The 12,795-nt window shown below is 67.4% G+C and carries 13 protein-coding genes and 2 tRNA genes; 7 read left to right on the forward strand and 8 right to left on the reverse strand.

Features of this window, described 5'->3' with window-relative positions; all coding sequences use genetic code 11:
- The first annotated feature begins 31 nt into the window (after positions 1-31).
- On the forward strand, positions 32-1,471 hold the full coding sequence (locus tag IED13_RS03210) for a DHA2 family efflux MFS transporter permease subunit (RefSeq protein ID WP_112761785.1): 1,440 nt from the start codon (positions 32-34) through the stop codon (positions 1,469-1,471).
- 78 nt (positions 1,472-1,549) lie between these two features.
- On the opposite strand, the gene IED13_RS03215 is transcribed toward IED13_RS03210, so the two are convergent.
- From IED13_RS03215 to IED13_RS28645, 4 genes are all read right to left on the reverse strand, one after another.
- Positions 1,550-2,020 carry a hypothetical protein gene (locus IED13_RS03215; RefSeq protein WP_191123361.1) on the reverse strand — a complete coding sequence of 157 codons (471 nt, stop codon included), beginning with the start codon at positions 2,018-2,020 and terminating at the stop codon, positions 1,550-1,552.
- 272 nt (positions 2,021-2,292) lie between these two features.
- Entirely contained in the window at positions 2,293-3,030 is a 738-nt protein-coding gene (locus IED13_RS03220; RefSeq protein WP_038368472.1) for an RlmE family RNA methyltransferase, read from the reverse strand.
- Between the two features lie 12 nt (positions 3,031-3,042).
- Positions 3,043-4,161, reverse strand: a complete 1,119-nt coding sequence (locus IED13_RS03225; RefSeq protein ID WP_248312437.1) for a Ppx/GppA phosphatase family protein — start codon at positions 4,159-4,161, stop codon at positions 3,043-3,045.
- 86 nt (positions 4,162-4,247) lie between these two features.
- Positions 4,248-4,484 carry a hypothetical protein gene (locus IED13_RS28645; protein WP_133561409.1) on the reverse strand — a complete coding sequence of 79 codons (237 nt, stop codon included), beginning with the start codon at positions 4,482-4,484 and terminating at the stop codon, positions 4,248-4,250.
- Between IED13_RS28645 and glpK the strand changes: the two genes are divergently transcribed.
- Positions 4,483-5,985 (forward strand): glycerol kinase GlpK, encoded by a 1,503-nt coding sequence (glpK, locus tag IED13_RS03230; protein ID WP_038368467.1) that lies wholly within the window; start codon positions 4,483-4,485, stop codon positions 5,983-5,985. The two genes, IED13_RS28645 and glpK, sit on opposite strands and share 2 nt — an antisense overlap.
- A 199-nt stretch (positions 5,986-6,184) precedes the next feature.
- Here the strand turns inward: glpK and IED13_RS03235 are convergent, their stop codons facing one another.
- The gene (locus IED13_RS03235) at positions 6,185-6,640 is read right to left on the reverse strand and encodes a MarR family winged helix-turn-helix transcriptional regulator (protein ID WP_191123363.1); all 456 of its coding nucleotides are present in this window, start codon (positions 6,638-6,640) and stop codon (positions 6,185-6,187) included.
- Between the two features lie 157 nt (positions 6,641-6,797).
- Here IED13_RS03235 and hmgA point away from each other — a divergent pair, with 157 nt between their 5' ends.
- Positions 6,798-8,171 carry a homogentisate 1,2-dioxygenase gene (gene hmgA / locus IED13_RS03240; protein ID WP_191123364.1) on the forward strand — a complete coding sequence of 458 codons (1,374 nt, stop codon included), beginning with the start codon at positions 6,798-6,800 and terminating at the stop codon, positions 8,169-8,171.
- Between the two features lie 242 nt (positions 8,172-8,413).
- A tRNA-Gln gene (locus IED13_RS03245) sits at positions 8,414-8,487 on the forward strand.
- 243 nt (positions 8,488-8,730) lie between these two features.
- On the opposite strand, the gene IED13_RS03250 is transcribed toward IED13_RS03245, so the two are convergent.
- From IED13_RS03250 to IED13_RS03260, 3 genes are all read right to left on the reverse strand, one after another.
- Positions 8,731-8,806 (reverse strand) — tRNA-Phe (locus IED13_RS03250).
- A 303-nt stretch (positions 8,807-9,109) separates the two neighbouring features.
- The gene (locus IED13_RS03255) at positions 9,110-9,427 is read right to left on the reverse strand and encodes a hypothetical protein (protein ID WP_191123365.1); all 318 of its coding nucleotides are present in this window, start codon (positions 9,425-9,427) and stop codon (positions 9,110-9,112) included.
- A 143-nt stretch (positions 9,428-9,570) separates the two neighbouring features.
- Positions 9,571-9,765 carry a hypothetical protein gene (locus IED13_RS03260; RefSeq protein WP_191123366.1) on the reverse strand — a complete coding sequence of 65 codons (195 nt, stop codon included), beginning with the start codon at positions 9,763-9,765 and terminating at the stop codon, positions 9,571-9,573.
- Positions 9,766-9,890: 125 nt separating this feature from the next.
- Here IED13_RS03260 and IED13_RS03265 point away from each other — a divergent pair, with 125 nt between their 5' ends.
- From IED13_RS03265 to selD, 3 genes are read left to right on the forward strand one after another with little or no spacing between them, the layout of a single operon-like run.
- Entirely contained in the window at positions 9,891-10,571 is a 681-nt protein-coding gene (locus tag IED13_RS03265) for a TlpA disulfide reductase family protein (protein ID WP_248312438.1), read from the forward strand.
- A complete protein-coding gene (locus IED13_RS03270) occupies positions 10,568-11,665 on the forward strand; it encodes a transglutaminase-like domain-containing protein (RefSeq protein ID WP_191123367.1) in 1,098 nt (365 codons plus the stop codon). Before IED13_RS03265 ends, IED13_RS03270 begins: the two co-directional genes overlap by 4 nt.
- Positions 11,666-11,715: 50 nt before the next feature.
- Entirely contained in the window at positions 11,716-12,792 is a 1,077-nt protein-coding gene (gene selD / locus IED13_RS03275) for a selenide, water dikinase SelD (protein WP_191123368.1), read from the forward strand.
- The last annotated feature ends 3 nt before the right edge of the window (positions 12,793-12,795 follow it).

A 12,795-nucleotide genomic window follows, 5' to 3' on the forward strand; every position in this document is an offset into this window, starting at 1 on the left:
CCGGTTTCGTGCCGGCGCGGAGGTTCGGACCTTGCAACGCGCCAAACTGCTTCCCCTGATCGTCGCCTGCGCCCTGTTCATGGAGAACACCGACTCCACCGTCATCGCCACCTCGCTGCCGATGATCGCGAAGTCGCTGGGGGAGGATCCGATCGCGCTGAAGCTGGCGCTGACCTCCTATCTCGTCAGTCTCGCGGTCTTCATCCCGATCTCCGGCTGGATGGCGGACAAGTTCGGCGCCCGCAGCGTGTTCCGCGCGGCGCTCTGCATCTTCATGCTCGGCTCGGTGCTCTGCGCGGTGTCGAATTCGCTCGCCGCCTTCGTCGGCGCGCGCTTCATCCAGGGCATGGGCGGGGCGATGATGGTGCCGGTCGGGCGCCTCGTCATCCTGCGCAGCGTCAGCAAGGCCGAGATGGTCAGCGCGCTCGCCTATCTCACCGTCCCGGCGCTGGTCGGGCCCGTGGTCGGCCCGCCGCTCGGCGGCTTCATCACCACCTATTTCGATTGGCGCTGGATCTTCTTCATCAACATCCCGATCGGCCTCATCGGCATCGTGCTGTCGAGCATCTTCTTCGAGGACATCCGGGAGGAGGACGTGGCGCCGCTCGATGTGCGCGGCTTCGTCCTCTCGGCTTTCGGCTTCGCCGCGCTGATGCTCGGGCTGGCGACCGGCGGTCGGCACATGGTGCCGGAATATATCTCCTATGGCTGCGTGCTGGGCGGGGCGGCGGCGCTCGTCGCCTACTGGTTCCATGCGCGCCGCGTGCCTTATCCGGTCCTCGATCTCGCGCTCTTCCGCATCCCGACCTTCCGCATCGGCGTCGTCGGTGGCTCGATCTTCCGCACCGGCATCGGCGCAATCCCCTTCCTGCTGCCGCTGATGCTGCAGCTCGGATTCGGGCTCGATCCGTTGCAATCGGGCCTGATCACCTTCGCCTCGGCCGCCGGCGCGATGATCATGAAGACGCTGGCGCGGACCATCCTGGCGCAATACGGCTTCCGGCGCGTGCTGATCTTCAACGCGCTCGTCGGCTCCGCCTTCCTCGCGGCCTCCGGCCTCTTCACCCCGACGACGCCGCACGCGATCATGCTGTCGGTCCTGCTGATCGGCGGCTGCTTCCGCTCGCTGCAGTTCACCGGCATCAACGCGCTGAGCTATTCCGACGTCTCCAACCGCGAGATGTCGAGCGCGACCAGCCTGTCCAGCGTCGCGCAGCAATTGTCGCTCAGCATGGGCGTGACGATCGGCGCTTTCGCGCTGGAGGCGGCCAACGCCTTCAACGGCGGCAAGGCGCTCGCGGCCGGCGACTTCTGGCCAGCCTTCGTCATCGTCGGGCTGATTTCGGCCTCCTCGGCGCTCTGGATGGCGCAGCTCGCGCCCGATGCCGGCGCCGAGGTCTCCGGCCACGCGCCGGTCAGCAAGCGCAAGCTGACGGCCGAGGCGATCGCCGAGCAGAAGCCGCTGGATTGAGCGGCTGCGATCTCGGCAAAGCCGCGATCATATCCCGTCTTGGGGGGGCGGGCGCGAGGCCGGCTCGGGACGTGCGGTCTACGGGCCGAGGCCGGCTTCCCCGATCTGGCGCGCGATGGCGCCGGTCACCTGATCCATGCCGCTGCGGCTCGTATCCGGCATCCAGCGTTGTTTCGCCGACCCCGCGGTCACATCCATCTCCGTCGAAACCCGGCGTGTCAGCGGAGCTCTCTCGAAGGCCTCTATGACGCCCTTCAGCAGGCGCGGGGAGGGATTGACCATATTCGACCGCCCTTGCTCGTGCTCCTTCGTCTGGCGCAAACCCGCCACGGCATCCGGCACGGCGCATTCAAGCTTGATGGTCGCGCGAAAGCGCTCGCCCGTCGGCTGGGCGCTGATTTCGTGACCGAGGGCCCGGCAGCGAACGCGTTTGCTTCCGGCGATGATGAATTTCGCCATCAGCCGTCTGATCTCGGGGGCCGACGGGTCTCCCCGAGCGCTCAAGCTTGCGATTCGCCTGAGTTGCCATGCGACGGGATCGGCGATCATCCCGAGATCGACGAGATCCCGTCCGCCGGTTTCCGGGCGCAGCGCCGTGTTGAGCTGAACGGCAGCGGCGCGGTCGTAGTTGAGCCAGGCGCGGTAATAGAGCTCCGCCACTTGCTCGGGTGTCCGGTCGGAGGCCTGTGCAGGCAAGGATCCGAGGACGAGAACGGCAAGGGTTGAAAGAATCGAAACCAGACGCGTCTTGGTCATCTCGGAGATCTCGGCGCTCGGATGCGGCGATGCTGGGTTGCGGCCAGGGACATCTCTGCCGATTCTCAAACGGCCGTCTCGGCCGCATCCGGCTTGCGCCTGTACCCCGTCGCCAGCACGTAGAGCTCCGAGGAATCGGCGCGGCTGGCCGCCGGCTTGACGTTGCGCACGAGCGTGAAGTCGCGCTTCAGGCCCGCGAGCAGTTCGGCGCTGTCGCCACCCTGGAACAGCTTGGCGAGGAAGAAGCCGCCCGGTGCCAGCACGTCATGCGCGAATTCGAGCGCAGCCTCGGCCAGCGCGATGATCTTGAGGTGGTCGGTCTTCTTGTGGCCGGTGGTGTTGGCTGCCATGTCCGACATCACGCCGTCGGCCCGGCCGCCGAGCCGTTCGGTCAGCAGGGCCGGGGCCTCCTCGGCCATGAAATCCATCTGGATCAGGTCGACGGCCGGGATCGGGTCGACCGGCAGCAGGTCGATGCCGACGATATAGCCCTTGCCCTGTTCCAGCCCGATGCGCTTGGCCGCGATCTGGCACCAGCCGCCCGGCGCGCAGCCGAGATCGACCAGGCGCTGGCCTGTCTTGAGGAATTTGTAGCGGTCGTCCATCTCCTCGAGCTTGAAGGCCGCGCGTGAGCGATAGCCCAGCTCTCTCGCCCGCTTCACATAGGGGTCGTTGAGCTGGCGCTCGAGCCAGAGCTGCGAGGAATGCTTGAGCTTGCCGGCCTTCTTGACCTTGACGCGCATGTCGCGCGCGCCTGCCGACGCCTTGCCACCGGCGCCGCCTCCCGATTTTCCGCTGCTCATCGCCGTCCAAGCCTATCTGCGCCGCCACCAGGCGCGATCCTCATGCATCATCCGCAGCAGGATGCCTTCGCGCAGGCCGCGATCGGCGATCCGGACCCGCTCGCTCGGAAAGGCGCGGCGGATCGCCTCGAAGATCGCGCAGCCGGCCAGCACGAGATCGGCGCGCTCGCGGCCGATGCAGGCATTCGCTGCTCGTGCGGCATAGTCCATCGCGATCAGCCGGTCGATGACCGCGAGGATATCGTCCTGGCGCATCCACAGCCCGTCGACCTCGCGGCGGTCGTATCGGAGCAGGCCGAGATGGATGCCGGCGACGGTGGTGACCGTGCCGGAGGTGCCGAGCAGATGGAAGGCGCGCGCCTGACGGGCGGGCGCGGCCCGCTTCACGAAGGGCTCGAGCGCCTGCGCGCAATCATCGACCATGCGCTCGAACAGCTCGCGGCTGACCTCGACGCCGCCATAGCGTTCCGCCACCGTGACGACGCCGATCGGCAGCGAGGCCCATTCGCGGATCCGGGCGGCGGGGTCGCGCGCCTCGCTGCGATTGCCGAGCCAGACGATCTCTGTGGAGCCGCCGCCGATGTCGAAGACGATGACCCCTTCGGCCGCCGGGTCCGCCAGCGCGGCGCAGCCCGAGACGGCCAGGGAGGCCTCGGTACGCTGGTCGATGATCTCCAGCGCCAATTCGGCCTCGGCCGCGACGCGTCGGACGAAGTCGAGCCCGTTCGTGGCGGCGCGGCAGGCTTCCGTGGTGACGAGCCGGGCGCGGGTGACGCCGCGATTCGCCATCTTGCCCCGGCAGATCTTCAGCGCCTCGACGGCCCGGTCCATGGCGGCATCGCCGAGGCGGCTGCTCGCCGCCAGCCCTTCGCCCAGGCGCACGATCCGCGAGAAGGCATCGACGACCCGGAAACCGTGCTGGGCCGGGCGGGCGATCAGCAGCCGGCAATTGTTCGTGCCGAGATCGAGGGCCGCATAGGTCGCGGGCGCGGGGAAGAGCCGATGTCCGTTATGGGAACGGGCCGTGGCACCAACGGCGGCGCCGCCGGCCCTGAGCGGATCGGCGTCATGTCGATGTGGCGGCGCCGCGGATGCGACGCCTCCCTGCTGCCGGTCCTCGACCGCCGCCATTCCAATCCCCCGACCTGCCGCACCCGCATGAAGCGATCCGGCAGGGGCCGCGCAAGGCGCAGCCATTTGCTTCGTCAGCAAGCTAACTACAGCGCAAGCCGCGTGCCAAGCAGAACCTTGCCATGGGGACAGGCAAACAGGCCCTCGCGCGGCAGGCCGGGAACCGAAATCCGGACCATGCCCTTGCGCGGAAGCCGCGGCTTCGGCAAGTCTCCGCCCGCTGCGCCGCAGAGCGCGGGATGGGTTATCGCATCGGCTTCTTCCGGAAAGGGGATTTCGCTTTTCGGTCCGATGCTCATGGGACAGGGCAGGAAGCAGAGCATGGCCGCCAGACATCTCCTCGCGATCGACCAGGGTACGACCTCTTCGCGGGCGATCCTGTTCGATGCTTCGCTCGCTCCGGTGGCCAGTGCCCAAAGGGAGTTCCCGCAGCATTTTCCCGCCTCGGGCTGGGTCGAGCACGAGCCGGAGGATATCTGGGACACCGTGCTTGAGACGGCGCGCGAGGCTCTCGCCAAGGCGGGGCTCGGCGCGCGGGATATCGCCGGAATCGGCATCACCAACCAGCGCGAGACCACGCTGATCTGGGACCGCCAGACGGGCAGGGCGATCCACCGCGCCATCGTCTGGCAGGACAGGCGCACCGCCGAGGCCTGCGCGCAGCTCGTCGCTGCCGGCCATGAGGAGCTCGTCGCCAGCCGCACCGGCCTGCGCATCGACCCCTATTTCTCCGGCACCAAGATCGCCTGGCTGCTCGATAATGTTCCCGGTGCCCGCCGCCGTGCGGAAGCGGGCGAGCTCGCCTTCGGCACCGTCGATTCCTTCCTGCTCTGGCGGCTGACGGGCGGTGCGGTGCATGCGACCGACGCGACCAATGCGGCGCGCACCATGCTGTTCGATATCGGCCGTGGCGTCTGGGACAAGGACCTACTCGCGCTGCTCGACATTCCCGAGGCGATCCTGCCGGAGGTCCGCGATTGCGCAGCCCATTTCGGCGACACCGCGCCGGAGCTGTTCGGCGGCCCGATTGCGGTGCGCGGCATCGCCGGCGACCAGCAGGCCGCGACGATCGGGCAGGCCTGCTTCGATCCGGGCATGGTCAAGTCGACCTACGGCACGGGCTGCTTCGCGCTGCTCAACACCGGCGACACGCCGGTCCGCTCCAGGAACCGGCTGCTCGGCACCATCGCTTATCAGCTTGGCGGCAAGCGCTCCTACGCGCTGGAAGGCTCGATCTTCATCGCGGGCGCCGCGGTGCAATGGCTGCGCGACGGTCTCGGCATCATCGAGAAGGCGAGCGATACCGGCCCGCTCGCGGAAGCGGCCGATCCGGCGCAGGACGTCTATCTCGTGCCGGCCTTCGTCGGGCTCGGCGCCCCGCATTGGGATGCCAATGCGCGCGGCGCCCTGTTCGGGCTGACGCGCGGCACGGGCCCGCGCGAATTCGCCCGCGCCACGCTGGAAAGCGTCTGCTACCAGACGCTCGACCTGATCGAGGCCATGCATGCCGACTGGCCCGAAGCCGGGCAGGGCGGCCGCTCGGTCCTGCGCGTCGATGGCGGCATGGTCGCCTCCGACTGGACGATGCAGCGTCTCGCCGACATTCTCGACCTGCCCGTCGACCGTCCGACCGTGCTGGAGACGACGGCGCTGGGCGCGGCCTATCTCGCCGGGCTCGATGCCGGGCTGCTGCCCGAGCCAGATCGCTTCGCCGATCTCTGGCGGCTGGAGCGGCGCTTCCTGCCGGCGATGGCGGCAAGCCAGCGCACGCGCAAGGTCGCCGGCTGGCGCGACGCCGTGCGGCGGACGCTGAGCGACGCATAGAGCCTGCCGATTTCGCACGGCTCCACCTCGGTCATCCCGGGCCTGACCCGGGATCCATGCCAGAGCGCTTCCGATGCAGGCTCAGGCATGAACCCCGGATCTTCGCTTCGCCGCGTCCGGGATGACCTGCGTTTCCGTGGAAATGCAGCAAGCTCTCGAAGAGCCTTCCATGGGGCTTCGGAAGGCAAGCGCGCCGCTGTCACCGTCGCTCGGGACGTGGCGTGTCATCGACGAGACCGGCCTCCATCCGTTCGAGAGCCGCGAGCAGGGGCGCGGCATGCGGGCCGAGCTCGGCCAGAAGAACAGCTTCGAAGGCGAGTGCGCGCGGCACGATCTCGGCATAGCTGCGCAGGCCCGCGGCCGTGAGCGTGAGGCCCTCTTCCCGCCGGTCGAGTTCGCTCCGGCTACGCACCAGCCAGCGCCGCTCCTCCAGCGCCCGCACGGCCCGGCTGACCTTGGTCTTGTGCATGGCCGAATGGGCGCCGATGGCCTTCGCGGTCATCGTCCCGAATTGCGCGAGCGTCGCCAGCACGCGCCATTCCGGCACGGTCAGATCGTGATGCGGGCCGTAGACCGCACGGAATTTCAGCGAAACCACCGAAGCGAGCCGGTTGAGCCGATAGGGCAGGAAGCTTTCGAGGGCGAGAGTGGCCATGCCTTGTTAGTTACAAAATGGACAGTTACCAAAGCAACTATCCTGTGGCGCGTCCGCGTCCCCTGGCGCGCCGCGCGTTTCGGCCGGCTTGCGGGGGCAGGGCAGTTTGGTGTGCGGCCGGCGCGGGCCGGGCGCGGCCGCGGAAAGGCTCCAGATCATGAACGTTCAGAAACCGGGCGGCGCCAAGACAGACGACGGCAAGACGAATGACGGCAAGCTCCGGAGCGCGATCGCGGCCGGTTACATGTCCGGCTTCGGCAACGGCTTCGAGACCGAGGCGCTGCCCGGCGCGCTGCCGCTCGGGCGCAATTCGCCGCAGAAATGCGCCTATGGCCTCTATGCCGAGCAGCTCTCCGGCTCGCCCTTCACCGCGCCGCGCACCACCAATGAGCGCTCCTGGCTCTACCGCATTCGGCCGACCGTGGCGCATTGGAATACGTTCCGGAAGGTCGATGCCGGGTTCTGGCGCACGGCGCCGGCCCGCGAGGTCGACATGCCGATCGCGCCGCTGCGCTGGAGCCCGCTCCCGATTCCGGCGGAGCCTCTCTCCTTCATCGAGGGCATCCGCAGCATGACCACGGCCGGCGATGCCGGCAGCCTGGGCGGCATGGGCGCGCATGTCTATCTGATCACGCGCTCGATGGTGGACGCGTATTTCTACAATGCCGATGGCGAGATGCTGTTCGTGCCGCAGCAGGGCAGCCTCAGGCTCTGGACCGAGTTCGGGATCATCGACATCGAGCCGGGCGAGATCGCGGTGATCCCGCGCGGCGTGAAGATCCGCGTCGAGCTCCGCGACGGCCCGGCCCGCGGCTATATCTGCGAGAACTATGGCGGCGCCTTCACCTTGCCGGAGCGCGGGCCGATCGGCGCGAACTGCCTCGCCAATCCCCGCGATTTCCTCACCCCCGTCGCGGCCTATGAGGACCGCGACGCGCCCTCGAAGATGTATGTGAAATGGGGCGGCAACCTCTGGGTCGCCGATATCGCGCATTCGCCGCTCGACGTCGTCGCCTGGCACGGCAATTACGCGCCCTACAAATACGACCTCAGGCGCTTCTCGCCGGTCGGCCCGGTCCTCTACGACCACGCCGACCCCTCGATCTTCACGGTGCTGACCTCGCCTTCGGAGACGCCCGGCACCGCCAATGTCGATTTCGTCGTCTTCTCCGATCGCTGGCTGGTGGCGGAGAACACCTTCCGTCCCCCGTGGTACCACATGAACGTGATGAGCGAGTTCATGGGGCTGGTCTATGGCGTCTACGACGCCAAGACGGGTGGCGGCTTCGTGCCTGGCGGCATCTCGCTGCATAATTCGATGCTGCCGCACGGCCCCGATGTCGACGCTTTCGAGCGGGCCTCCACTGTCGAGCTGAAGCCGCACAAGCTCGAGGGCACGCTCGCCTTCATGTTCGAGACGCGCTTTCCTCAAGCCGTCACGGCCTTCGCCGCGCGGACGGAGGCGCTGCAGAGCGACTATGGCGGCTATGGCCACAAGCTGACGAAGCACTTCGATCCGACCAGGCCCTGATCTCTCGCGGCCAGTTCCTGCTGCTTGCGGGTTCAAGGGGGGCTCGCGCGATATGCGGGCGGCGGGCGTGGCGAGGGCGTTGCGTCCGAGCGCGCAAGGGGGAGCTGGACGATGGCGCCGCGACATCGCGGCGTCATCACATCATGAGAGCTTCCACCGCTCTTGCGCATTTCTGCTCTTGCCAAGGCGAGAAGCATTGATTAGACCGCCGCTCACCAACGCGAACGCACAGGCCGCGCCGTTGGGGGATCGTCTAACGGTAGGACCCCAGACTCTGACTCTGGTTGTCTAGGTTCGAATCCTAGTCCCCCAGCCACTCCTTGGTGGCGCCGCAAAACAAGCTCAATCATCGACAGAGAGTAGAGGTCGCTCCCTTAGCCTCGCAGTGGCGCGTTTTGGTATCCATCCGTCCGGAAGGAAACCGATGAGCGCCTGTCTTGGGATGCTTGAACGGACGCGTCATCGAAAGACCATTCGGATTACCCGTCGCATCGTACGGTAATCTTCAGGCCTTTGATCTTGCTGATTTCTCTGGCTGATCGACCGCTTAGCGGAAGAATGGTGCCCAGGGGCGGAATCGAACCACCGACACTGCGATTTTCAGTCGCATGCTCTACCAACTGAGCTACCTGGGCGCCCCGGTGGCGCGCGGCGCCTTCCGTGTTGGTCGGGGCGATATAGAGGCTGGCGCCAAGCCTGTCCAGTCACTTCAGCCGGCTTTCTACAACTCGCCTTGCCAAGCTCCGCGATAGACCGCCAAGAGGCGAGTTTAAGGGCCTTTGGCGCCGCTGCCATCGCTCGATCGCCACCGTCCTGCCGGACGCGACGATGGTGATCGATGGATGTCGCATCGCATCGGAGGGTTTCGAAGAGGGGATTCCGCTGTCGGGCCGATGCTGGAGAGGCAGGTGCGATCCGGCTGATTCGACCTGATCGGGTCAGGCGTGCTCCGGCCTCGCCCGGGCGAGGAGCTGCGCCAGCCGGTCGATGCTTGCCAGGGCCTGCCGCCGGGCCGCTTCCAATTCGGCGATCGGGGCCTGGCCATAGAGCGACCGCGCGAAGGCGATGATGCTGGTGAGCGTCTGAAACGAGGCCTCGTCGAGCTCCGGCGAGGGCGGCAGGACGCAGCCGAGATTCGCGACATGGTTCTCGGCGCTTGCCTGCAGCGCCTTGGCGTTCAGCACGCCGGCCTTCAGGACGTCGCTTCGCAGCGTTTCGATGTCGTCGAAAGGCCGGAATTCTACCGATTCAACCATGTTCTTCTCGGGAGCGAGGCGAGGTCTCCGATCTGAGAAAGACTATCTCCGAACAGGATCGAAGGCAGCATGGTCATCGCATCGTGGTTACGCAGGCGTCTACGTGACGGAGTGCTGCATGTCTCAGCGGAAGGTGGCGGTTCTCACTCCTCCATATCCTGCTCGATCGGTGTATCGACAGGCCGGAATTGCCGGCCACTGAGAGAACGCACCAAGGTCCTGACCAAAGCCGCGACGACCACGACCAGCGGCAAGGCCATGACGGCATTGCCATCCAGCGCCATCCAGATCGCCAGGCCGCAGCTGATGGCGATCCCCAGGACGAGCAGCAGCTTCATGCCGCGATGCTGACGCCGACGGGCGCTTTCGGCAAGGGTCGGCTGCTGATGCGGCTGATCTTTCATCGCCGGCTTTCCTGGCCGGCTGCGTGTTGCTCACAAAAACGCGCATTGACGGCAGGAGGATGGCGGGAAAGGATGCGGACGTGCTCGCCATGGTTGCTCCCGAGTTTCGGGGCGCATCAGGATCGGTTCGGGGGCCGAAGCGTCGTCTTCGGGCGCTGGCGGTCGGGCTGGTCCTCGCTCTCCTGCCCGGCGCTGGCAAGGCCGGTGACCTCCAGCCCTGGTCCAGCCCCGCTCCGCCGGAGCTGGCGCTCACGCGCCTCGATGCGGCAGCGCTCGATCTTGCCGATATGCGCGGCGAGCCCGTCATCGTCCACTTCTTCGCGACCTGGTGCGGCCCCTGCATCGAGGAGATGGCCTCGCTGAACGCGCTGGCGCAGCGTCGCGACCCGGCCGTCGCGATCCTCGCGGTCAATGTCGGCGAGGTTCCGGCGCGGCTGCGCAGCTTCTTCAAGGCGCGTCCCGTCGATTTCCCGGTGCTGCTCGACGAGGACCGTGCGGCGATGAAGCGCTGGCAGGTGCTCGGCCTGCCGACGAGCTTCGTGCTCGACGGGCAACTGCGCCCGGCGTTCAAGACGGAGGAGCCGCTCGACTGGACGAGCCCGGCCGTTCTGCGCGCCCTCGCCGCCGTCGCGAAACCGGGTGGAGAGAACCCTTCGGAAGAACGCCCCGAGGAAGAAAGACCCAAGCAAGACCTGTCCAGGACAATCGCTGATAAAAACGAGGGAGGAGCCATCCGATGATCAATCGCCGCGACATGCTCAAGACAGGGGCCGCCGCTGCCGGCGCGGCCCTGCTGATGCCGCATCAGGCTTTCGCGCAGGCTCCGGCCTTCGCGCCGAGGCCCGGCAAATGGCGGGATTTCGAAGTGGTGACGCGGCTTGACCTGGCCGGGCAGGGTAAGGCGCAGGCCTGGATTCCGCTGCCTTCCGTGGATCAGCCGGAATGGATCAGGCCCGGCAAGAGCGACTGGACGACCAATGCCGCCTCAGTGGAGGTGGTGCGGGATCCGAAATACGGCGCGCAGATGCTGCATGTCGTCTTCAAGGAGGGTGAGGCCGCGCCTTCGGTCGAGCTCCGCAGCCGCTTTTCGTTGCGCGATCGGGCGGAGGATTTCGCGGCGGGCGGCAAGCCCGCCCTCAGTGAGGCCGAGCGCAAGCTCTATCTCGAGGCGACCGAGTTGATGCCGACCGATGGCATCGTCCGGGAGACCGCCGAGAAGGCGGCCGCCGGCAAGACCGGCGACGTCGAGAAGGCTCGCGCCATCTATGAATGGGTGGTGGCCAACACCTTCCGCGATGCGAAGACGCGGGGCTGCGGCACGGGCGATGTCGCCTCGATGCTGCGCACCGGCAATCTCGGCGGCAAATGCGCCGATCTCAATGCCCTCTATGTCGCGCTGGTGCGCTCCATCGGCATTCCCGCCCGCGACATCTACGGCATCCGCGTGGCGCCCTCGCAATTCGGCTATGCCAGCCTCGGCGCCGGCTCGGCGACGATCACCAAGTCGCAGCATTGCCGCGCGGAGGTCTGGCTCGAAGGCCATGGCTGGGTCGCGACCGACCCTGCCGATGTCCGCAAGGTCGTGCTGGAGGAGCCGCCCGGCAACAACGCCATCGACAACCCCAAGGTGGTCGCAGCGCGCGAGACGCTGTTCGGCGCCTGGGAAGGCAACTGGCTCGGCTACAACATGGCGCATGACCTCGAATTGTCGGGCTCGCGGCACAAGGTCGGCTTCCTGATGTATCCGCAGGCCGAGGTCGCCGGCGCGCTGCTCGACTGCCTCGACCCGGACACGTTCCGATACATGATCAGGTCTGCCGAGATCACGGCCTGATCCAGATGGCCGGGCAGGGAGCCCGGCCGCCGCTTTCCGGAGATGAGACGATGAGCGAGACAATCGAGCGCGAGGCCCCGGCGCGGGCGGCCGCTCCGCGCCTGACCAGCCTCGCCCATGGCGGCGGCTGCGGCTGCAAGCTTGCCCCTTCGGTGCTCCAGCAATTGCTGGCCGAGCACCCGGCGGCGGGGCCGTACAAACAATTGCTGGTGGGAACCGAAACCGGCGACGACGCCGCCGTCTGGCAGATCGACGATGAGACCTGCGTCGTCGCCACGACCGATTTCTTCATGCCGATGGTCGATGATCCCCGTGATTTCGGCCGCATCGCCGCGACCAACGCGATCTCCGACGTCTACGCCATGGGGGGCAAGCCGATCATGGCGCTCGCCATCCTCGGCATGCCGCTCGACAAGCTGCCGGTGGAGATGACCCGCGAGATCCTGAAGGGCGGCGCCTCGATCTGTGCGGAGGCCGGCATTCCCGTCGCCGGCGGCCATTCCATCGACGCGCCCGAGCCGATCTATGGGCTTGCCGTCATCGGCCTGCTCAATCCGAAGACCCTGCGGCGCAACAGCGGCGCGCGGCCGGGCGACGCACTGATCCTGACCAAGGCGCTCGGCGTCGGCATCTATTCGGCCGCCTTCAAGAAGGGCGAGCTTTCGCCGGCCGCCTATGACGAGATGATTGCCTCGGTGACGCTGCTCAACCGCGTCGGCGCCGAATTGGCGAAGGACGAGGACGTGCACGCCATCACCGACGTCACCGGCTTCGGCATCCTCGGCCATGGGCTGGAGATGGCGCGCGGCTCTGGCGCGACGCTGAAGCTTCGCCTTGCCGATCTGCCGTTGCTGTCGCAGGCGGAAAGGCTGGTGCAGGCAGGCCGGGTGACCGGAGCCTCGCATCGCAACTGGGCGAGCTATGGCGAGGGCGTCGTTCTGCCGGCCGGGTTGCCGGAGTGGCGCCGGCACCTGCTCACCGATCCGCAGACCTCCGGCGGGTTGCTGGTCTCCTGCAAGGCGGAACGGGCAGGAGATGTGCTCGCGCAGATCAAGGCGGCGGGGTGCCCGGCCGCGCGGATCATCGGCGCCGTGGAGGCAGGAGCGGGTCGCGTCGTGGTGGTTTGACGG

The organism is Allobosea spartocytisi (assembly GCF_014764685.1).
GTDB lineage: Bacteria > Pseudomonadota > Alphaproteobacteria > Rhizobiales > Beijerinckiaceae > Allobosea > Allobosea spartocytisi.

What these genes read in the sequence shown, in the direction of transcription:
- IED13_RS03215 (WP_191123361.1), bottom strand. Translation starts at nt 2,020, where the DNA reads ATGATCGCCGATCCCGTCGCATGGCAACTCAGGCGAATCGCAAGCTTG.
- IED13_RS03220 (WP_038368472.1), bottom strand. Translation starts at nt 3,030, where the DNA reads ATGAGCAGCGGAAAATCGGGAGGCGGCGCCGGTGGCAAGGCGTCGGCA.
- IED13_RS03225 (WP_248312437.1), bottom strand. Translation starts at nt 4,161, where the DNA reads ATGGCGGCGGTCGAGGACCGGCAGCAGGGAGGCGTCGCATCCGCGGCG.
- glpK (WP_038368467.1), top strand. Translation starts at nt 4,483, where the DNA reads ATGGCCGCCAGACATCTCCTCGCGATCGACCAGGGTACGACCTCTTCG.
- IED13_RS28645 (WP_133561409.1), bottom strand. Translation starts at nt 4,484, where the DNA reads ATGCTCTGCTTCCTGCCCTGTCCCATGAGCATCGGACCGAAAAGCGAA.
- IED13_RS03235 (WP_191123363.1), bottom strand. Translation starts at nt 6,640, where the DNA reads ATGGCCACTCTCGCCCTCGAAAGCTTCCTGCCCTATCGGCTCAACCGG.
- hmgA (WP_191123364.1), top strand. Translation starts at nt 6,798, where the DNA reads ATGAACGTTCAGAAACCGGGCGGCGCCAAGACAGACGACGGCAAGACG.
- IED13_RS03255 (WP_191123365.1), bottom strand. Translation starts at nt 9,427, where the DNA reads ATGGTTGAATCGGTAGAATTCCGGCCTTTCGACGACATCGAAACGCTG.
- IED13_RS03260 (WP_191123366.1), bottom strand. Translation starts at nt 9,765, where the DNA reads ATGAAGCTGCTGCTCGTCCTGGGGATCGCCATCAGCTGCGGCCTGGCG.
- IED13_RS03265 (WP_248312438.1), top strand. Translation starts at nt 9,891, where the DNA reads ATGGCGGGAAAGGATGCGGACGTGCTCGCCATGGTTGCTCCCGAGTTT.
- IED13_RS03270 (WP_191123367.1), top strand. Translation starts at nt 10,568, where the DNA reads ATGATCAATCGCCGCGACATGCTCAAGACAGGGGCCGCCGCTGCCGGC.
- selD (WP_191123368.1), top strand. Translation starts at nt 11,716, where the DNA reads ATGAGCGAGACAATCGAGCGCGAGGCCCCGGCGCGGGCGGCCGCTCCG.